The sequence below is a fragment of the Gammaproteobacteria bacterium genome (assembly GCA_041395725.1).
In the GTDB taxonomy this organism is placed as follows: Bacteria; Pseudomonadota; Gammaproteobacteria; order Pseudomonadales; family Pseudohongiellaceae; genus NORP240.
This window is the reverse complement of the sequence record JAWKZW010000001.1, coordinates 4,605,206-4,624,907: the sequence shown is the minus strand read 5'-3', so window position 1 is coordinate 4,624,907 and position 19,702 is coordinate 4,605,206. Positions and strand designations below refer to the sequence as shown.

The 19,702-nt window shown below is 50.1% G+C and carries 17 protein-coding genes and 1 tRNA gene; 6 read left to right on the top strand and 12 right to left on the bottom strand.

Features of this window, described 5'->3' with window-relative positions; translation table 11 throughout:
• The first annotated feature begins 62 nt into the window (after positions 1-62).
• From R3F50_20415 to R3F50_20400, 4 genes are all read left to right on the top strand, one after another.
• Positions 63-788: an SDR family oxidoreductase gene (locus R3F50_20415; GenBank protein ID MEZ5492653.1), complete on the top strand. Its 726-nt coding sequence runs from the start codon at positions 63-65 to the stop codon at positions 786-788.
• 180 nt (positions 789-968) lie between these two features.
• Positions 969-1,673 (top strand): nitroreductase, encoded by a 705-nt coding sequence (locus R3F50_20410; GenBank protein ID MEZ5492652.1) that lies wholly within the window; start codon positions 969-971, stop codon positions 1,671-1,673.
• A gap of 39 nt (positions 1,674-1,712) precedes the next feature.
• On the top strand, positions 1,713-2,192 hold the full coding sequence (locus R3F50_20405; protein MEZ5492651.1) for a hypothetical protein: 480 nt from the start codon (positions 1,713-1,715) through the stop codon (positions 2,190-2,192).
• Between the two features lie 372 nt (positions 2,193-2,564).
• A complete protein-coding gene (locus R3F50_20400; GenBank protein ID MEZ5492650.1) occupies positions 2,565-2,822 on the top strand; it encodes a hypothetical protein in 258 nt (85 codons plus the stop codon).
• A gap of 263 nt (positions 2,823-3,085) precedes the next feature.
• Here R3F50_20400 and R3F50_20395 read toward each other — a convergent pair whose 3' ends face one another.
• The 4 genes from R3F50_20395 to R3F50_20380 all read right to left on the bottom strand — a co-directional run bounded on the left by R3F50_20395 (position 3,086) and on the right by R3F50_20380 (position 7,906).
• Positions 3,086-3,463, bottom strand: coding sequence for a VOC family protein (locus R3F50_20395; protein ID MEZ5492649.1), 378 nt, complete (start codon positions 3,461-3,463; stop codon positions 3,086-3,088).
• Between the two features lie 25 nt (positions 3,464-3,488).
• Positions 3,489-4,070, bottom strand: a complete 582-nt coding sequence (locus tag R3F50_20390; GenBank protein ID MEZ5492648.1) for a DNA-3-methyladenine glycosylase I — start codon at positions 4,068-4,070, stop codon at positions 3,489-3,491.
• Positions 4,071-4,245: 175 nt separating this feature from the next.
• On the bottom strand, positions 4,246-6,402 hold the full coding sequence (locus R3F50_20385; GenBank protein MEZ5492647.1) for a pyrroloquinoline quinone-dependent dehydrogenase: 2,157 nt from the start codon (positions 6,400-6,402) through the stop codon (positions 4,246-4,248).
• A 697-nt stretch (positions 6,403-7,099) separates the two neighbouring features.
• On the bottom strand, positions 7,100-7,906 hold the full coding sequence (locus tag R3F50_20380; GenBank protein ID MEZ5492646.1) for a DUF2306 domain-containing protein: 807 nt from the start codon (positions 7,904-7,906) through the stop codon (positions 7,100-7,102).
• A gap of 117 nt (positions 7,907-8,023) precedes the next feature.
• Here R3F50_20380 and R3F50_20375 point away from each other — a divergent pair.
• Positions 8,024-8,100, top strand: a tRNA-Arg gene (locus R3F50_20375).
• A gap of 25 nt (positions 8,101-8,125) precedes the next feature.
• On the opposite strand, the gene R3F50_20370 is transcribed toward R3F50_20375, so the two are convergent.
• The 6 genes from R3F50_20370 to R3F50_20345 form a co-directional block, all read right to left on the bottom strand.
• Complete coding sequence (locus R3F50_20370; GenBank protein MEZ5492645.1) at positions 8,126-9,181, bottom strand: site-specific integrase; 1,056 nt, start codon at positions 9,179-9,181, stop codon at positions 8,126-8,128.
• A gap of 210 nt (positions 9,182-9,391) precedes the next feature.
• A complete protein-coding gene (locus tag R3F50_20365) occupies positions 9,392-10,726 on the bottom strand; it encodes a hypothetical protein (protein MEZ5492644.1) in 1,335 nt (444 codons plus the stop codon).
• Between the two features lie 97 nt (positions 10,727-10,823).
• A complete protein-coding gene (locus R3F50_20360) occupies positions 10,824-11,711 on the bottom strand; it encodes a hypothetical protein (protein MEZ5492643.1) in 888 nt (295 codons plus the stop codon).
• 318 nt (positions 11,712-12,029) lie between these two features.
• Entirely contained in the window at positions 12,030-13,964 is a 1,935-nt protein-coding gene (locus R3F50_20355; GenBank protein ID MEZ5492642.1) for an ATP-dependent endonuclease, read from the bottom strand.
• An 88-nt stretch (positions 13,965-14,052) separates the two neighbouring features.
• Complete coding sequence (locus tag R3F50_20350) at positions 14,053-15,099, bottom strand: hypothetical protein (GenBank protein MEZ5492641.1); 1,047 nt, start codon at positions 15,097-15,099, stop codon at positions 14,053-14,055.
• 14 nt (positions 15,100-15,113) lie between these two features.
• On the bottom strand, positions 15,114-15,719 hold the full coding sequence (locus tag R3F50_20345; protein ID MEZ5492640.1) for a HEPN domain-containing protein: 606 nt from the start codon (positions 15,717-15,719) through the stop codon (positions 15,114-15,116).
• A 1,118-nt stretch (positions 15,720-16,837) separates the two neighbouring features.
• On the opposite strand from R3F50_20345, the gene R3F50_20340 reads away from it, so the two are divergent.
• On the top strand, positions 16,838-17,440 hold the full coding sequence (locus R3F50_20340) for a sulfotransferase (protein ID MEZ5492639.1): 603 nt from the start codon (positions 16,838-16,840) through the stop codon (positions 17,438-17,440).
• Between the two features lie 43 nt (positions 17,441-17,483).
• On the opposite strand, the gene R3F50_20335 is transcribed toward R3F50_20340, so the two are convergent.
• Both R3F50_20335 and R3F50_20330 read right to left on the bottom strand, forming a co-directional pair.
• Positions 17,484-18,491, bottom strand: a complete 1,008-nt coding sequence (locus R3F50_20335) for a hypothetical protein (GenBank protein MEZ5492638.1) — start codon at positions 18,489-18,491, stop codon at positions 17,484-17,486.
• Between the two features lie 67 nt (positions 18,492-18,558).
• Positions 18,559-19,395 (bottom strand): hypothetical protein, encoded by an 837-nt coding sequence (locus tag R3F50_20330; protein MEZ5492637.1) that lies wholly within the window; start codon positions 19,393-19,395, stop codon positions 18,559-18,561.
• Positions 19,396-19,702: the final 307 nt, after the last annotated feature.

The following is a 19,702-nucleotide window of genomic DNA, read 5'->3' as shown; positions in this document are numbered from 1 at the left end:
GTAGAGGCTCCGGGAAACCAATTACTAAATAAGTACAAATTATGTTGAAGGGGAAGTTGTAGATGAGTACAAACAAGCTGGCAGGTAAAAACGTTGTCATTATAGGTGGCACGGCGGGCATCGGCCTGGCGGCCGCAGTAGCGGCGAGTGAAGCAGGCGCAAATGTCTGGGCGGCGGGCCGTACGGCGGCCAATCTGGAAAAGGCGCGTGCCGTGGCCGACGGCCGTTTCAAGGTGGTTCAGGCGGACACCCATGACACGGCGGCCCTGGAGGCTCTGTTCAAAGAGGTGGGCAGTATCGATCACCTGGTCTCGGCAGCTATCGGCGGCGAGCGAACGCTCAAGCCGTTTCTGGAACAGACCGAAGAGCAGTTCAAGGCAGCCTATGACAAGTTATGGGGCTACACCAAGGTGGTCAGAACCGGTGCGCCGTACCTGGCGGCAGACGCGTCTATAACGCTGGTCAGCGGCTCCCCGGCACGGAAAATCAGGCCCGCCCAGTCGGCCCTGAGTTGTGTCGGCGCCTCGGTGGAAAACCTGGCCCGCTGCCTGGCAGTGGAAATGGCGCCGGTGCGGGTGAATATCGTTTCTCCCGGCACCATAGCCACGGCGATGTTCGACTGGATGGGAGAGGAGAAACAGGACAAGCTCAATGCCATGACGGCCAGTCACCTCATTAAGCGGCCTGGTACTTCGGAAGAGGTGGCAGAGGGGATTCTGTTTGTTATGCAGAATGGCTTTGTTACCGGGACAACTGTAGATGTTGATGGTGGCCGAATTCTGAGTTAAGAGCTGCTGCGCCTGCAGCTCGTCGTTGATTTTTTTTCTCGAGGAACACTCAGGTATTACAGTGCGCTGAGCTTGCGGGCTCACCGTTGAATTTCCGCGGGTAATGCTCGCGTACTGTACATACTGTAGTAGTACGCTGTGCTTCCGCTCAGATTCAGAAAACCAGTTTTGGAGGTACCAATGTTGCAGGACCACGGAAAAATCGTTGCTACTGATCCGGGCATGAGTCTTGTTGAGGCAATCTACGGACGTCGCTCGGTGAGAGGGTATCTGGATAAGGAAGTACCACAGGAAACCCTGGAGCGGATTTTTGAGATTGCCCAGCAGGCGCCGTCGAACTGTAATGTGCAACCATGGAAAGCCTATGTGGCCAGCGGGGAGCTGAAAAAGAAGCTCAGTGCGGAGATGGTACGGTTAACCCGCGAAGGCATTCCGCCGAACCCGGATTATCCCTATCGGGGTGATTTTGAAAACGAGTACCGTAAGCGCCAGGTGGAATGCGCTGTGGCCCTGTATACGGAGATGGGTATCGAGCGCGGGGATCGGGAGGGCAGGCAACGCGCCGTGCTGCGCAACTTTGAATTTTTTGACGCTCCCTGTATGGCGTTTATCGGCATGGACCTGTCATTTGGCACTACTGTCGCGATCGATGTGGGTATGTGGGCTCAGACGCTGATGCTGACAATGGTGGCATTCGGTCTGCACAGCTGTCCCATGGGTACTATGCGAAACTACCCGGATCTGGTGCGGGACGCATTCGATATTCCGGACGGTACCGGGATTCTGTTTGGACTGGCCTTTGGCTACGAAGATCCCGATGTGCCGGCCAATCGCACGGTCACTGCACGTGACCCGGTTAGCGCGAACGTGGTATTCAGGTCATAATCAGTCAAAAAACAGAGAACAAAGAAGGTAGACCTGCCGATGAGTTTCAAACCGGTCATATTGATATACGATCTGAATAATGCCCTGGTGGACGATATTGCCGCAACAATTGGTGCCACCGGACTGTATACCACCGTCAACACCTACAACGAGGCGAACGCGTTTGACGTGGTTCGTCAGTACAATCGCGGCTTTGGCTTATTGACCAACAGGCTGTCCTGCATCATAACCGGTTGGAATAACCACAAGAAACGCCGGGACCAGTTTCTTTTCAAACTGCGCGCAGCGGAACGGCGCTACCCGATTCGCAGGCCAACACCGGTTATCCTGATTACCGAGGATCATCTGCTTGAATTGCGTAAGATCGCTCTCGATCCTGCCGACGGCAATGTGGCGGCCTATCTCCATTCCGACAGTTTCCAGAGAGTGATCGCGGATATACTGCACCAGGTAGTGTATGAACAGAAAGCCGAAGAACTGGGCCAGGCGGCATTCAGCGCGCTGAATGAAGAGGACTGATCGATGGGGCAGAGCTAATCTGCCTGAGCGAGATAGCCAGATGGCAGGAAAACGGGAAACGGGAAGCGAGGTTTCATAAATAGAAAGAAAGCAAGTAAGCTACCAAGCAGGCAACTGAGAAAGCAGGTAAGCAGGGGAAATTGAAAAAGTTGCTCCTGTATAAAAAGAACTATCAGAATCGTTTAACACTCACCAGCTACTGCCAGGTTTCTTGTGCTCATGTCTGAATTTGAATTCATCAGTGTTTTTGTCTCTATCTTCTGGCTGCTGCTGGGCAGCGTGTTTCGACCGGTGCGGGCGCTTTAGGGATTCCCGGCCGAGTTTCAATGCCACCGAAATTCAGGCTCAGGGCCTGTTAAGAGGAGTCAGTCTATGGATGCTTCATTGCAATTGTTTGGTGTGATGATGGCGGTTATGACGCCGATAATCCTGATCGTGTTGATTTCTGAATATTTCAAATACAAGAAAGCCACCAGTGCCCAACTCAACCGGCTTGATAAGGAACTGCACAGCAGTTCCACCCGGGCCCTGGAGCAGGAGGTTGCCAGCCTCCGGCAACGGATTCAGGTACTTGAAGAGATAGTGACCGATCGCGGTTTCGAAGTGGATCGCAAGATCGGCAATCTATAGAGCGAGGGACAAGCCTGTCCGGGGCTCGGCTTCTTGCTGGTAGTACCAGAACCTGCAGTTGTGGCCAGGAGGGGCAAGGGTGGACCGGCGGCTACCCGTCACCGATTATCTGCCCCTTACAGAATGAAAAACAGGCTCAAGTGCCTCTCTGTTAGCGATAGGCTCCGCCTTTCACCTGTTCTCGCTGCAGCCACCGCTTCGGCAATGATTCCGGCAGTTCCCCAGTCCTCGGGCGCTTAAGCCCGAGACCCTGTGCTGGCTGCCTAGGCGTTCTGAATCATGCAGAAGGCGTTCAGCTTGTTGCCGTCCATATCGCGAAAATACCCTGCGTAGAAATTGTCTCCGCGTGGGCCAGCCGGTCCTTCGTCCTGGGCTCCCAGTTCAATCGCCTTGGCGTATATTTTGTCCACCATGGCGGGGCTGTCTGCAGCGAGTGAAATCATCACACCATTACCAACGGTAGCGGGATCTCCATCGAAGGGTTTGGTCACAGAGAGTGCCGGCTTAGTCGGATCGACAGCCCAGGCGATGAAGTTGTCCATCTCCATGAAGCGCTTGGCGCCGATTACGGCTAACAGTTCATCGTAGAACCTGGCGGCTTTTTCAATGTCGTTAGTGCCAAGAGTCACATATCCAATCATTGTGGTTTCCTTTGTCGTTTACAGATCAGGGGTGTTTGTTTAATCGTTTGATTTCTTCGTAGCGGTAGCAGTCGTGCAGGTGATCATTAACCATGCCGGCGGCCTGCATGAACGCATAGCAGATAGTAGAGCCGCAGAACTTGAAGCCCCGTTTCTTCATGTCTTTGCTCATGGCATCACTCTCCGGTGTCGTGGCGGGCACGTCACCGGGCTTGTGTCGCTTGCCATCCAGCGGCCTGCCGTTTACGAACCGCCAGATATAGTCATCGAAAGAGCCGAATTCAGCCTGTACTTGAAGAAAGGCCCTGGCATTGATCGGGATCGAATAGAGTTTCAGGCGATTGCGGATCAGCCCGGTGTCTGACAGCAGTTTCTCAATGGTGCTGTCACGCATGCGGGACACCTTGAGAGGGTCGAAATTATGGAAGGCCCGGCGGTAATTGTCCCGTTTTTTGAGGACGGTAATCCAGCTGAGCCCGGCCTGCTGCCCGTCCAGGCAGACAAACTCGAACCAGGTACGTTCGTCATGGACGGGAACGCCCCACTCCCGATCATGGTAATCAACGTAGACCGGATCGTCGCCCGGCCACCAGCAGCGTTTTTTCATGGCTGGAAGTGTAGCAGACTACAGGGGCAGGTGAAGTCGTAATATGGATACAGCAGGAGAGGGGCGCTCGCCGCCGGGTTGCAGGTAAGGTAACTGGAACCGACAGGCCGGGGCTGTTCAGAGGGAACAGCCCGGCAGCAGAATGAACCGCAGAAATCCTGCCGGCCTGTCCCCGTCAGTCAGGCAGCGCCAGTACTACAACCCTGGCAGGTTGCCGAAAGTTGCTGACGGCCATGGCCAGGTATTGTCGGCCTTCGACCATGTAGGTCATGGGCACACCGGTAACAGAGCCGGGCAGTTCGATTCTGGCCAGTGACTCGCCGGTGGCCTTGTCCCGCACCCATAGCACCGGGTCGCCGCCGGGCCCCTCGCCCTGAAACAGCAGGGTTCGGGTCAGCAGCAGCGGTGAGCGGGTCGGTTTGCCGGTAGGGGGAAGATCGACACCTTCCAGCAACGGATGGTTGGCGATATTCTGCGGTGTTTCGCCGTTGACCACCTGCCAGACATGCTTGCCAGAAACCATGTCGATTGCCGTTACGCGGCCATAGGGCGGCTTGACCAGCGGAATACCGTCAATGCTTGGTGTGCGGTCACCGCCGTAAATATAGCGGACTGATGAAGCGGATGGGTCACTGACCAGCGACAGCACGCTGGTGGCGGTGCGGGAAGGCACATAGACCAGACCGGTTTCCGGATCATAGGGGGCGCCCTCCCAGTTCGATCCGCCGGTGGAGGAGGGCAGGTGCAGCGTACCCAGGCTGCCGTCGGCTGCCTTGTACAGAGAAGGCGGGCTGTAGAGTTCGCTGAAGCGGTAGTTGGCGGCAATGACTTTCGCCCGGTCTTTGATCCCGGGCGTGAAGTCCACCAGGTCATCGGCCTGGAAACCCTGCCGATCATAGGGTGCCGGCAGCAGGGGGAAAGGCTGGGTCGGCGAGCTCCATTCCCCGGGCACGTCGCTGGCGGGCACCGGTCGCTCCTCGACAGGAAAAAGCGGCTCGCCGGTTTCACGATTGAACACAAACAAATGAGACTGCTTCAGGGTCTGAATCAGCGCCGGGGTGCCATCCGGCAGGTCGGCGACTATCGGTGCCGAGGGCGTGTCCCAGTCCCAGACGTCGTGATGGGTAGTCTGGTAATACCATTTCATCTCACCGGTTTTGTAGTCCAGCGCTACGGTGGAACTGGAGAACAGATTGGCACCGTGACGGTCACCGCCATAGCGGTCGCCGGTAGCGGATTCCACTGGCAGGTAGACCAGGCCCAGTTCCGCATCGCCGGACATGGGAGCCCACACGCCGGCATTACCGGTGTAGTCAGCGCCACTTAGCCAGGTCTCCGAGCCCGGTTGGCCTGGCTCGGGAATAGTCTTGAAAGTCCATAGCAGTTCACCGGTTCCGACGTCGAATCCGCGAATATCGCCCTTGACGTTGCTGGCAGAGGACGGGCGCATACCCACTTCGTGGGCGGCACCGGCAATCACCACGCCGTCAATGACGAACGGTGGAAACGAGATGCCGATGTCGATGGCCTCACGGCCCGACCCCAGGCGCAGGCCACGCTGCAGATCCACGTAGCCCCCGGCGCCGAAGCTTTCGACCGGATCACCGCTGCCTGCATCCAGCGCAACCAGGTAATAACCCGGCGTGATAGTGAAAATAATGGCCTGCCCGTCTGCTTCGTAGTAGGCGAGACCTTTGCCTGAGCCCTTGCGGGGCGCCTGGTCGAAGCGCTGGCCTTCCTCGGGGCGCCACAGCCATAACAGCTGGCCGGTGACAGCATCCAGGGCCACCACATTCCGCGTTGATCCGGCCGTGGTGTACATTACCCCATCAACCACCAGGGGCGTGGTGACACTCAGGGTTTCCGCGCGGGGCCCAAACAATCCCAGGTCCAGTGACCAGGCAATTTCCAGCTGCGCCGCGTTGTCGGCGTCGATCTGACTCAGGGGTGCGTAGTGGGTGGAGCCCAGGTTTCCGCCGTAAGAGTGCCAGTCGTAGTTGTCTGCTGCTCCACCGGTTGCGATTACCGCGCCTGGATTGATACTCAGGGCAACCAGTTCTGCCGCTGGCAGTGTGGCCGGTATCGCCACGTTGCCCGCGGACAGCAGGAAGGCAGTAAGATCCAGGTACTGTTCATTGGCGAGAGAGCCGGGTGTTTCGGCCGGCATGGTCTGGCGGATCTGGTCGTAAAATTCCTGCCCGGACCTGCCTATCCAGCGAGCCTCCAGGCGCCCGTTCATTTCCGCTGGCACGTGGCAACGGGAGCATTCCGACTGAAACAGATCCTGGCCCCGAAGGACACTGGCTTCCTGCGCTGCTGCGGTGAAAGTCATAAACAGGCCGATGCCTGCGGTAAGGAGTAATACTGAACGAAGCAAACCTTTCTGCAATTTCTCTCTCCTGTTCCGGTAAATCGTCCACGCAAACTTTGTGGCTTTAAGCGGCGCGGATAGTAGCGTTTCTGAGCGTACCCGGGAACCGATCTGAAACAAGTGACCGCGCAATATCACACATTGTTACAGAGTGGCTGAACAGTGACTGAACCGCCGCGCGGGGCTGCGTGAGCGCTACTGTTCCGGACCCAGAAAGTTATCTGCGGGCGGGCCAGGTCATGGTGCTAACCGCTTAATCTGCCTCCTGAAATAACCGGGAAAACAAAGCGTTAAAATTTTGCCTCTGTGTATGAAAGGATTTTTGCCGGTCCCGGTCTTAATAGTCGAATAACGCAGTTTTCTGCCCGGGTGGCAGCCTCTGCGTCTCCTATCTTGTTTCAGTCAGGGACACCTTCATTCCCCGTAGGTCCTGACTTACCCTGGGGCACTTCAATTTGAAGTGCCTCTTTTTTATGCGGGGTTTTCTTACTTATGATTGCTCTGACAGCCCTTTTCCAGAGAACAAGTCCATCTTCAGTGATTCTCTGATGGTCAGAGTCTTCCTGCCCGTTGCGATGTGATTAGCGCTGGTTGAGCAGATGGAACGCGCACATCTGGGGGAGTTTGCCGGCAGAAGGTCTGGGAGTTCTGGGCCGCGCTAACGGGCCAGGGCCCTGGCATCGGCGTCTTTCCAGTGACGGGTACCCTTGCCAGGGGTTCTGGTCAGGTTTATCCAGCTTTCAGCGGCGACAAGGTTTACCACGCCGGCCATCCAGAAGGTAGTGCCGAACAGCACAGCGATGTCGATTTCGGTAGTGATCTGCAGAATGATCAGAAGTGTGCGCTCGGTGGTGACCGCCAGCATCAAAGCCCAGGAACGGATCATCCACTCTCGATGCTGAGGGATCATCCGATTGCGGATCCGGTCAAACGCCATAAACAGAGCGAACAGGGTATAACCGGAGAAGAAAGTGGTGGCCATGGATTCGTTGAAGCCCTGGCCACTGACCCCCATGAACGGATTGAATACACCCAGAATAATGCCGGAAAGTGCGCCAATCACGCCACACACCATGAATGTGTAGCCGCTCAAGCGGTGAAACTTGATGTATTTAGTGCGAATTCCACGGATAAACTGCAACGGCCCAAGCAGCATGATGGCCAGGGCAGGGATTAGGTGCAGGGTTGTCGCAACCGCATGTTCGTAATAGCGGTAGTCGAAAGGGCCCAGAGCCCCCTCGGGATCCGCAGGTGCCAACTCCAGGGCACCGGCCAGAAACCCCGCCCGCCCCACTATCGAAGTGAGCCCTACGATAACCAGCCAGGCCACAACAACCCAGCCAAGTACTTCCAGGGTGCGACGGACGGTGGGCATCGGCGCCGCAGAAAAATCATTCTGCGCGGCCTTTGGGCAGGCCGGGGGCACTGCTGAATCGGCTGTCGTGACACTTAAACTGTCTGACATGGCAGGCTTCCTGTTGTTTTGAATCAGCCAAGAGACCGGTAGCGTAACGTTGTAAGCGACTATTTACCACTAACACGGTGACGGTAGTGCAAAGGGCGGTTATAATCCGCACCCTACGCGCCCGTAGCTCAGCTGGATAGAGTAACTGGCTTCGAACCAGTTGGTCGGGAGTTCGAATCTCTCCGGGCGTGCCAAAATAAGCGATTTAGAATCAAGCAGTTATCTCAAAAAGGGATAGCTGCTTTTTTGTTTCGCTCGTTCTTGTGTAGTGGAAAATGTAGTAACAGGTTCCAACTCACACAAGGTTTCGGCATACGGTGACAGATGCTCCGGTGCCAGGTGAGCATAGCGCTGCACCATCCGAATATCTGACCAACCACCTAGCTCTTGTAACACATGCATCGGCGTGCCGTTCTGAACGTGCCAGCTTGCCCAGGTGTGCCGCAAATCATGCCAGCGGAAGTTTTCTATACCAGATTGCTCTAACGCTCTGCGCCAGACTTTGGTATTGGCCCGCTTGATGGGTCTGCCATTGAAGGTAAACACGTATTTCTCATGCTTACCTAACTCACCTCTGAGTAAAACGACTGCTTCCCTGTTTAACGGTATCCCGATTGGACGTCCTGTCTTGGATTGATCCGGGTGTATCCAGGCAGCCCGTCGTTCAAGATCAACCTGTGACCACTGCAATCGCGTGACGTTGGTTTCTCTCAATCCGGTTGCCAAGGAGAACCGCACCAGGGTTTGTGTATGGGGTGGCAGGTTCGACAGGAGAGTTCTGACTTCCTCCCGTGTTAGCCACCGGATACGCCTGGTCGGGTCCTTCAGCATCCGGATATGGGGTGCCCGATCAATCCATTCCCATTGCTTTACAGCGGTATTCAGAATCACTCGGACCAGTTCCAACAAGCGATTGACCGTTGCCGGTTTCACGCCGGTATTCACCTTGGCTTCCGTGATCTGGTCGATAACCTCCCGTGTGATCTCATCCAGGAACAGATGCCCCAGGTAAGGATCAAGCCACTGGATATGACCAAGGTCATTCACCACCGACTTGCGGGAGGTTTCTCGATACCATCTGACCGCTGCTTCTTTCCAGGTCCTTCTAGGCTTCTCACCCAGCTGGGCGTTCCGCCAGTACTGAACACGGAGCTTATCCTCAAACTCCTGTGCCAGGGTCCTGTCTACTGTTTTAGTAGAGCGTTGTATTCGAGCTCCGTCAGGTGCGGTAAAGCTACACCACCAGAAACGCGAATTCGGTCGTTTGTACAACATAATGCATCTCCTACATTCTGCTGGACTTGCGACCTTGGTCGGCCAGTAGAGTAGTGGGATTGCAGGTAGAGCACAAGGTCAGCCTTGAGGAACACCCAGCGGCGTCCCAGCTTAGCGGCAGGAATCTCCCCGGATTTGGCTCGCTCCCGGACTGTCTGCCAGTGGAGCTTGAGGAAATTAGCGGCCTCGTGGAGATCGAGAGTCTCATGGTTAGTAGTCTCCATCGCTGCGTTTCCTGTACTCACGGGACACGGCTTTGTCTGCCGGATGGGGACCGTCTCCGAGGGGCTTGTTCGGGCCTGCGTTGTAGAAGCGGCGTTTCTCCTCGACCTTGGTCCGGTAGTAGTCGTCAAAGCTGACGCCAGTAATCTGGGACGTGCCATCGTGGTAGTCCTGTGCAGCCTTCAGGAACGCTTCAGAGGCTTCCCCGGCATGGGTGTAACCTTCACGGGCAGAGAACGAAGTCAGAGGGCTGAGGCCATTCACGAACAGGTGCCTATCGGAGGGTGGGCGTCCACGTTCGACCTTGTGCCTGGTCAGTATCCGGCAGGTATCGCCCCAATCGGCGCCCTGCAAGACTTCCCAGAGCGAGGATACCGGCCAACGGGTCTGAGTCTGATCTGCCAGATTCGGAACAGTGTGCTTTAACCATTGATGCGTGCAGTACTGCCAGAGACCACCGAGGCAATCTTTCAGCTCCTTGTAGGACACAATGTCCAGTGTTCTTAACGCATCACGTCGAAACTGAAACTCCAGGCGCCAGACGTCTTGATCACCGTCCCAGCCAGCCTCATGCCACAGCGCCTTCAGGTAGGGCCGCGTATTGTTCTTAGAGCGCATCTCCAGGGTCTTATTGTAGAGTCGAGCCGAGAGGCCTGCCCCGACCGCAAAGGAAATCCCGGAGAACCGCCGCATCTCAGAATGTCGTGACATGGATCTGGCCTTGGTGACGAATTCAGCATCGGTGATCCTTTCCAGGGGGTAATCAGTGAGGAAGTCAACGCACAGATCGACCCTGGCGACATTCGGACCGGCAGTGACAGCCCCGAGCACGTCGATAACCTTCTGCAAGACATCCAGGGCCGCGTCAGGTCCAGCGACCGTCAGCAGCTCACTAGATACTTTCGCGTATGCCAGGGGCGCTTGTTTGGCGTCCTGTTTGGCGGCCTCGATCCGGAACGTGCCATCTTCCAGGATGTAGGCAAAGGGATGCCTGCCGTTGCCCTTCACCTCGAACACATGGGGATCGACACGGAACTGGGCCAGATTGACGCTGGAAGCACTGCTGGACTGGGCTAGTTTCTTGAGTTCAGTGAGCCGGATAGAGGACTCATCGGATAAATGGCCCTGGTAGGTCAGGTACAGGCTATCAATACCGGTACGGAGAATCCGGGTATTACTGGTATCAATGCAATTAGAGGGTACTGTGTTACTAGACTGCGTACCCTTACCAGAACCACCATCAGGGGCGGGCCGGTGCTGCGAGGCAGCATCCCGCGCCGCCCTTGAATTAATACTTTGTTTGGATTGAATATCAGATTGCATGGCAACCTCCTTAAATTGTAAGGGCGGTGCCGAACCGCCGGGACAAGGCGGTTACCGATACTATGGCTGAGTTTAGGGTCTGCGAAGGACCACAAAATTAAATTTGTGGTCCTTGCTTTTTGAGGAACTTGTTTTTCAGCTTGGAAAAGGCATATACATCGTCACCTTGATATATGCCCAGGCCGATACAGATATCGAGTAGCTGGTCATTAGGGAGACTGGTCAAGAACCCCTCGGAGTGGAGCAGAGCGAAAACGAAGCGGAGCTCAGGGAGTTCCACTTTTTCGCTCAATACCTTGCCCTTTAGCCCCCTTGCTAATGATGCCCTGAATGCGGGTTCATCTGAGAGCTGTGACCGCACAAGCCTCTGCTTGAAGTAGGGGATTGTAGATAGTACGGTCGCGTCGATCTGCACAGCTTTTAAAAAGGCCGAATCTTCACCTTGCTGGGCGTCATGAATCAATCTGACCATACTCTTACCATGAGTGATAATAGCCAAAAAATTGAACGTACTTACAACTACTGCATTGAGGAAAAAAGTTAGGAACGAGGTCTCCTGCTCTAGTTCTAATTCTGACATAGAAGCCAAGGTCGTCTCGATGTCGGAGGAATTCAGCAATTTAAGGTTTTGCAACTTCTCATCGAACACATCCGCTTTTTCAAAAGCCTCCTTCTCGACTTGTATCTTCAATGCTCTTACTTCGTCGGCCGAAAGACCCTCGATCTGCTTCTGAAGGTCAGACACGCCTTCGATACCTTTAACAGCGAATAGGGCGAGTGTGTTCGCCATCTGCTCTGACCCATAGAAAGTTGCCCAGGGTGGCTGCTCAATTCTTGTGAGGAACGAGATCCACTGCTCGGGAAAATGGATAGAGCCATTGTGTTCCTTGATCTGGCCAAAAAGCCAAGAATATTCGGCTAAAGAAGCTCGAATGATCTCAACAAGGTGAGAGAGTGTTTCATTGTCTGTGACAGATCTATTCATGGCTCAAAGTTACTTACTGCTTCTCGGTTTGTAAGCCCAGAAAACAAGAAAACAAACTGCTATGCGAAACAAAGAAAATGTAAGTGTGCCTCTTGAAAAAAACAACCAAAATTCTTGGTCTGTTGAGAGTAACGACCGATCAACTCCCGGTAAGTCCAGTGAAGCGGAAAGCATAGACAATAGCGTGGCCGGTATTGACAAGCCTACGCTTCCTAGAATGCCAATTTTAATTATCCTAAAATTTTTGTTAATGGCCTCAAACCAGAGCAGGAAAGCAACCACTCAGAATATTGGATGCTATGGGCCATCGTGCTGTCTCTAATTTTGAATTCCAATAGCGCTTTCTGCAAAATTTATAATGCCTCTCGCCAATTTAGTGAGCGAAGGTGATTTCAAATTTTCATGCCAAGCCAATTCCAAAGCTTTAGCTATAGCTAGTGGATTCTTTGACAGTCCACCTGCTTGCCCATAAATCAGTGCGGCTTTATCGACGTGTGACTTCCATTCGCCGCCCAATTCATCATGTACCATTTTTGTAATATTGTGCTTCCATACGAACAGGTCAGTCTTTTCGATTTGCTCTGTAGGCCAATCGCTTTCCGATGCGTAACCTAATATCTTCAATATATGAAGGTTGTCCTTCTTATGCATTCTCACGTGCTCTTCATTTGTTACATCGGTGTCCGCATCGAAGATTACAAATACCGGAATACTAAGCTGTTTGGCAACGGCGAGAGGCCTAAGGATTTCACTTTTTCCTCCTACCGGAACAATATGACACCCAGATTTTCTAAATTGTGGCATCATGTTTTCCAAGGACAAGTAAGATGTTATATACGCAACATCCTCTATGCCTTCAACTAAAACAAGAACTCTACAAAAAAACATCTCGTTTATTGTTGGATTCAGTGAGGAAAATAACTTGGCCAGCATCCCAGCTTCTTTTAAATGCTTATGGCCAGCATCCTCCAAAGACTTAGCAAGCTGCTTGTAACAAAGTTCTGTTACTGAAGTGCGAGAAGGGCTGCCGGAGTCCCGTACAACCCTAACAGCTTCAAAATCGTCTCCAGGTATAAAATGGGGGCTGTGGGAACACAGGGCTATTTGGGCATTGTTTTCCGACAAGGTATGCAATACTTCTGCAAGGTATCTTGCTTGAGGCGGATGTTGATATAGCTCTGGCTCTTCAATGGCTAAGATTAGAGTAGGTCCGGAAGTATGATCTATTGACGCTAGCTCTTGTAGGAGAGTTAACATGAAAGATCTTTGAATACCATGTCCAAATCTAGCCAACTCACTTTCGAATCCACGTTCCCCAATTTTTATATATGCCCATGGTTCTTCAACTTTGACAGACTTATCAGAGTCTTGAGTCCACAATATCTTCGCAGAGACGTCAGGGTGTGCCCATTCTTTTAGTCGAAGTTCTATAGACCCAGACAGTTCATCTAAGACAGATTGCTCAGCATCTAACATCGCTTGGTACTTAAGACTCAATGCGATTTTCAGATCCGCTATTTTTTGGGAAAAATCAACTTTAGATCTGACAGTTCTTCCCAATAGTTGACCAAGGCCTGATGTTTTTGACTCTTGACTTTCTTCGGTTATATCTTTTACTGCTGGTACGAATACCCATTGGACATGCGGCGCCAGCCTATTCGTACCTTTTGATGCGCCGTAGAACTGGTCTTCACTTGGCAGCAGGGAGCAATCTTCAGGGCGACTAGATTCATAGTCCTGCAAAGACTGAGCCATTGAAGTTTTTGTTTTTGCATCATGGAGGTCCGGGAATTTTAACTTTAGATCAGAATATATCTCCTTAAGCTCCAGCGCGCTTTTACCCAACTTATCGGATTCGAAATAAATTCTGAATTCCTCTATGCCGAGTCTATTTCCGTATTGTTTAACCTCCGCTCTTTCAGTACTTGGGTCATACTTGGCTACTGCCGATACAATTAGTTTATTTTGTCTTACATAGTCTGAAAGATCAGACTTTGCTTCCTCAGAGAGTTCCGAAAAAGTAACAGTGATCCGGATGGGATTGTCAATATTTTTATGATGGAAATCATCAATAGATAACTTGCTTAAGTCGGTTTTAGAATCTTTGAATTGTCGAAAGAAAACATTTAATGCAGCAAGTACGGTCGACTTACCTGCGCCATTTGGCCCAACAAAGCAATTATACCTCCCGAAAGAAATAGTCTGATCTGCTATTGCGCGAAAATTTTCAATATGTACTGATTCTATAATCAATTGCTGCTCCTGACTGAATATCTTGAAGAATCCCTTTTGGCCCCTAAACAGAAGCAACTAATTTAAATGCGGTCGATATACGTCTTTATTACTTGTTTTCCGGGATTAGGTTATAGACCTGACGATGCATAAGGCACGACTCTTCACCCTCGGTTATTAACGATGCAGTCGCCTTATCTCCGAATACTTGTACTACTCCATCAGCTCTAAAATATTCTGGATCAATTGGGTTAACAGCATACGGGTTGTGATAAACCTGTAAGCCGTCTTGAATGGTTTCAGTGGATTCTGAACCAGAGCACGTAAATAATTTCGGAGCTCCGTGTGGAGGCTCTCCACGAATAGAACTTATGACGCGTCGCACGTTTGAATTTGTAGTTAAAGCATCAACTTTGCCCCAGGTTGCAGTGCAACTAAAAATAACTGCACTTATTTCACTACACAAAGAATCAGAGAAGACTCCCAATTCAATCTCAGAGCCGTTGTCTTTTTCTACTGAGCCTAATTGTCGTGCTGGAGGCCCGCTCGGGTAGTCTTCCGGGTTAGCAAGATATGCTTCTTCGTCAACGTAATAGTCGTATAAAAGCGCTGTTATTGGCCTATTGTATTGAAGATTAAAATGGGGCTGCTCGAATGGAGCAATCGCAATAACGAAAGGTCGGTTTTTCACATGCGACGCTTTGGAGTAGCTATCGCGGTATTTCTTTAATTTAGAGAAAAATGTGTTAGACAATCTTATTATCGATTCGCGATTCAGTGCGTTTAAACTTATATTTTCTATCTCTTCAGGCTTGCTAATAGTTTTTTCCCACTCTGGCGTTTTCCCACTTGCGGCTCCAGCTGTGGCGGCTTCAATTGAAAATTGAATACCATTCTTCCTAACCAAAAAATCTGGCGAAGGAAATTCCCAATCTAAATCAAACCCTAAATCTTTAAAAAGAGCGTTTAAATATAACTCCCAAAAGCAGGGGTTAAATGTAGTTTGAAATTCCTTTACGAATTTTCCGTCTCGATCAGGAAAGTCACTTGCCCATCTTTGGAGCTCCTTCCGTTCCTTACACAATTCTGCTCTAAGAATGTTGCGAAAATTTGGATGAAAATCTTTCTCATTTACAGCTGGCGTAAATAAATCCATCTTTTGCAAGTCTCTTATAGAAACAATCTATTTGTTGTGTCCTGCGCTTCACTAACTATTTCGCCAGACTTGGTAACACTTTCTTGAACGAAAATGTCCGTTGTTCTTACTAATTCCTTTATAAAGTGAATGTGCTTACGCATCGCATCACGTGTGACTACATGTTGTGATGGTTGACCAGGCACCGGTCGTATTGAACGGTGGGCAATATCTCCACGTTTCCTTACAAGATTATTTAACTCCTTACGAGCCTTTGTAGGATCAATATTGTTCCATGACCAAGCTTCGGTGATGTTAACGCCAAGGTACTTGATGAAAATTGGCTTCACTCTGTCAGTACTCGGAGAGTGGAAGACTTTAAGATCATTCTTAAGGGACGATCGGAAGAAAGCAGTTAGACGCTCGCTTTCGCAGCTCTGAGAGCACAAATATTCTACATATTCAATTAAAAGCTCTTCAAAATATGTCTCGAGCGCAGCTAGTGCCATAACTAAACTAGCTCTTTTAAGGACCTCTATCTGCGGAGGGGGAGGATGCGTGTTCAAGGCATCAAAGTGGTCCAATAGCTCGGTTGCATCCTTGATGGAGTGTTCAAATGATTGGATTGCCTTTGATCCCATACAATAACTCAATATATTGGAGTGAGAGTCCTAATGTGCTGTGCCAAAAGGTAATTTGTACATAAATTAAGGGTCTCGCCGGTGAATTAAGCACTTAAGCTAATCAACCCTTTGGAGTTTGGAGCAAGCTAATTGTTAGCTGCCGTAAAAATAACCGATCTGCTTACAAGGCTACTATAAAATTAGTGGGAATTAATGTTAACTATTTTTGATTTTTTTCTAGTGTGTAGTAATTTTTGTGCTAATTCACATTAAATCTGGCTACTTCAGGCAATTTCTGGGGCTTGACCAAGGCCGTAATCCATTGTTAATTAAGAAAATATAAATCTACAGCTAAATCTTCGAACCAGTTGGTCGGGAGTTCGAATCTCTCCGGGCGTGCCATATTAAAAAGGGTCCCCCAGGGGACCCTTTTTAATATGGCGAGTCTGGCGGACTTGGTTCTAACCCCTCAGTTCGACAGCCGCGTAGCGGCGCAGACAGCCGCAGGCTGCCCCGAAGGGGTGAGGAATCTGGCTAAGCCAGATTTCGAATCAATCTCTCCGGGCGTGCCAAAACTAGTGATTTAAAATCAAGCAGTTATCTCGAAAAGGGGTAGCTGCTTTTTTGTTTCGCTCTTTCTTGTGTAGTGGAAAATGTAGGCTCTACCCCATTAACGGGGGATGGGCATTCATTTCGATTGTCCCAAAGAGTGGGGTTTGTCCCATTGGGATCTGGGTTTGATCATTATAAACTGTCTGAAATTTCGAAAAACGTTTCCAATCGGAGATGGTCAGAAAGGAAGGACAACTGCACCGAGAATTCTACAAATGACTCGATAATTCCCAGATTCCCCAAGTCTTCGAATGATTCGACGAGTAACTGCGCCAATAGGTATTTGTCAGCTAGGGGTAGCCTGCCTTCCTGTTTTCGGTACAGTCTATATTTCCAAAGCAACCTGGACGGGGTTCGACCAAGGCCGTAAACTATTGTTATTAATAAAGTTCTAACTTTACAGGTAAATCTTCGAACATTGTACTCTTAGAAGCAAAGAACCTTAACAGCCAAGTTGTTAAGTTGTGAGTGTCCCCTTTAACAGAATCGATCCCATAGACCCAACTCAAAATTGTGGTTAGTTTATGAACAAAGTATTTGGTATTGGGTTTCATAAAACAGGAACTTCAAGCCTCGCACGGGCGCTTGAAATTTTAGGATATCGGGTAACTGGTCCAAATGGTTCTAAAGATTCTGAAATTGCCGACAAAGCGTTGCATATGGTTTACGAGCTCGCAGATCAGTTTGACGCGTTTCAGGACAACCCATGGCCACTATTTTATAAGGAACTCGATAAGAGATATCCGGGCAGCAAGTTTATTCTTACAGTTCGCGAACCAGACTCATGGATTCGCAGCCAAGTAAACTATTTTGGGGAAAACAGCACTCCTATGAGAACGTGGATATACGGAGTCGGATGCCCGGCCGGGAACGAAGATATTTATTTGAATCGATATAATCGTCACAACAAAGATGTGATTGACTATTTTAAAGACCGCCATGAAGATTTACTGGTTATTGATATAACTAAAAAGGACTGTTGGGAGGAAATCTGCGATTTCCTCGGTCATGAAATTCCAGATGTTTCTTTCCCTCACGTAAACAAAACAAAAGTTGAAAAGGTATCGATTTTCAAGTTTTTCCCCTTTAATTTTGGTAAGCGGGGCAACCGACCTGGTGACTCATAAATTATTATTGGCTATTGGTATGTGATGTTTCGTTCCCGGAAAATCAATTCTGCTTGTGGAGGCGAAGCTCCACGCCAGATATCCCGACCTCCCCTCGAATTGAGTAAAAAAGAAAAATCCTCCCAGAATCTGAGAAAACGCAAGGGTCTCTGAGTTGGCAAACATTGGTCTGAGCTCCGTGCAATGAAGGTTGCATTGGGCAATCTATCCCCTCATTTGCGTCATTGGGTCTTAAGACTTCAATTGGTCTTGATGGCTGCCACGAGTCGATTGCCTTTCTCATATCTATGCTGGTAAGAAGGATTCGTTCAGGGCAATCACCGACACGACTAAAGAAAATCAGCAAATTATCGTCGATCACCATGACGGCTGTATGCCTCGCACGTCTTAGTAGCTTTCTGCCTGGTTTGAAGCTTATGCCCCCGTCCAGTGAAGTATACAACTGACTCCAGCCACTCCTATAGTTTTTTGCCAATGCAAAATGGACGCCCTTATAATTCCACACTCGGAAATAAAACTTGCCTACGGATCTGTCTTCTCCACTGAACTGCAGTCCGTTGTGAGAATGTGCGATTCCAGTTTCTTGGCGGTCGATCGTTGGTCTTGCGCCATGGAAGTACATGCGAATACGTCGTTCATCCTCCAATACATGAACATCTGGAGACGCCAAATGATCGTTGAATCCTGGTGTATCAGTCAGATGTAGAACGCCAGGTTCATAAACCTTCCAAGGACCTTCCAGCATGTCTGAGTAAGCCATCCTTATATGCTTACCTTTATGATGGGCGAAATACAGGTAGTAACGGCCGAGTTTGTCTTCGACCCAATCCGGCACTTTGATTAACGACGGGCCATTGATATTCTTTCCAAGTGTAAGACTGGATTTCGGTGTAACTAAGGGATTTGTTGGAAAGCTTGTAATTCGGTCAATAGTAAAACTACATTTTGGGGAAGAAACCCAATCCTGTATTCGTATTATGGAAGCATGTAGAGGGGTTTTCTCGCTGATAATTTTGTTAGAAAACCAATCATGGAAAATTGATATAGGCATGTTGATCAACTAATCGTCATAGTAACAATTCAGGCCAGTTTTTCGCTGGAAAAATAATTTCCAAAATTCAGATCCAGATTTTTTCGATCGGATCCGCGTTAGAAACTAGCGATATGAGGTTCTGCAACTCTTTGTCGTCAGTTACTTGTTCTAAAAGTAGTCGCTCGTTTTCAGCGAGGCAATCCTTGCGCCTGGCAATATCCATTTTTTCAGCGTCACCATCGAACTTAGTTCCATCAAAAGAGCTGCCGCCGCCTGTCTGACTTACCTGATTGATACCAACATCATCCGAAGCAAGACCCAAGCGATTGCAAATGGCTTCGCGATAGATTGGATCCTGGGTCCATCGATCAAAGTAGATTGCTACCCGCCCGGCAGACGGCTCATTGGCATCCAAGTAAGATCTGGCATGATTTTTCCAGGTGTTTACAATGCTTTCCAGTACAGGAGACATTTCACGAGGATAGGCTGCCATATTTGTCTTAAAGGCCTTGTGAATACGGCTGCTCATCATATTTTCGAACGAACGAATGATCAGAATGTTCACGGGATTGTTGACCGCAAATGCGCTTAAATTAAGAGGGAAATCCTCCAGTGACACATAAACCGGCTTGAACATAGGGCTGATATCTTTATACAAAGTCTGCAACGAATTCGAATCGTCACGCTGTCGGTGCGCAAACCAGGATGCGAACCTATCTAGGTCAGGAACTGTTTTTCTACCCCTGATGATATCCTCCATTGGTACAATATTATTAAAATATATGGCATTCAGCTTAGGAAGGAGCCAGTTTGTGATAGCGTGATTGCCACTTCGCTTCATGCCGTATTGAACGATAAGCCGTGGCACCCTGATGTTGAATGCCGTCTCAATTAGCCTGGTCCTGACTGAATTAAGTTTCATGACGATGTCAACCATGATCTGGAAAAACGATTATCAATCTCGCAAAGTACGCTTATAAATATTTCTATGTCAAATTCTTGCCTCCAGTTCAACTTGTGCATGGGTATCCCGCGCAGATCAGGTAACGGGGTTTCTGGAGACTTCTCGATAGTTCTCAACCAGTACTGCAGCCAGTGAATGGGTGATGCGCTTACCTTAGGGATTTTCGAAAATCCCCTATAGAATCTAGGGTTTGTTCTATACAGGAACTCGACCGTGTAATGATAATTGTAATAGGGTGGTTGCTTTTCAGAGATGTATACAGGGG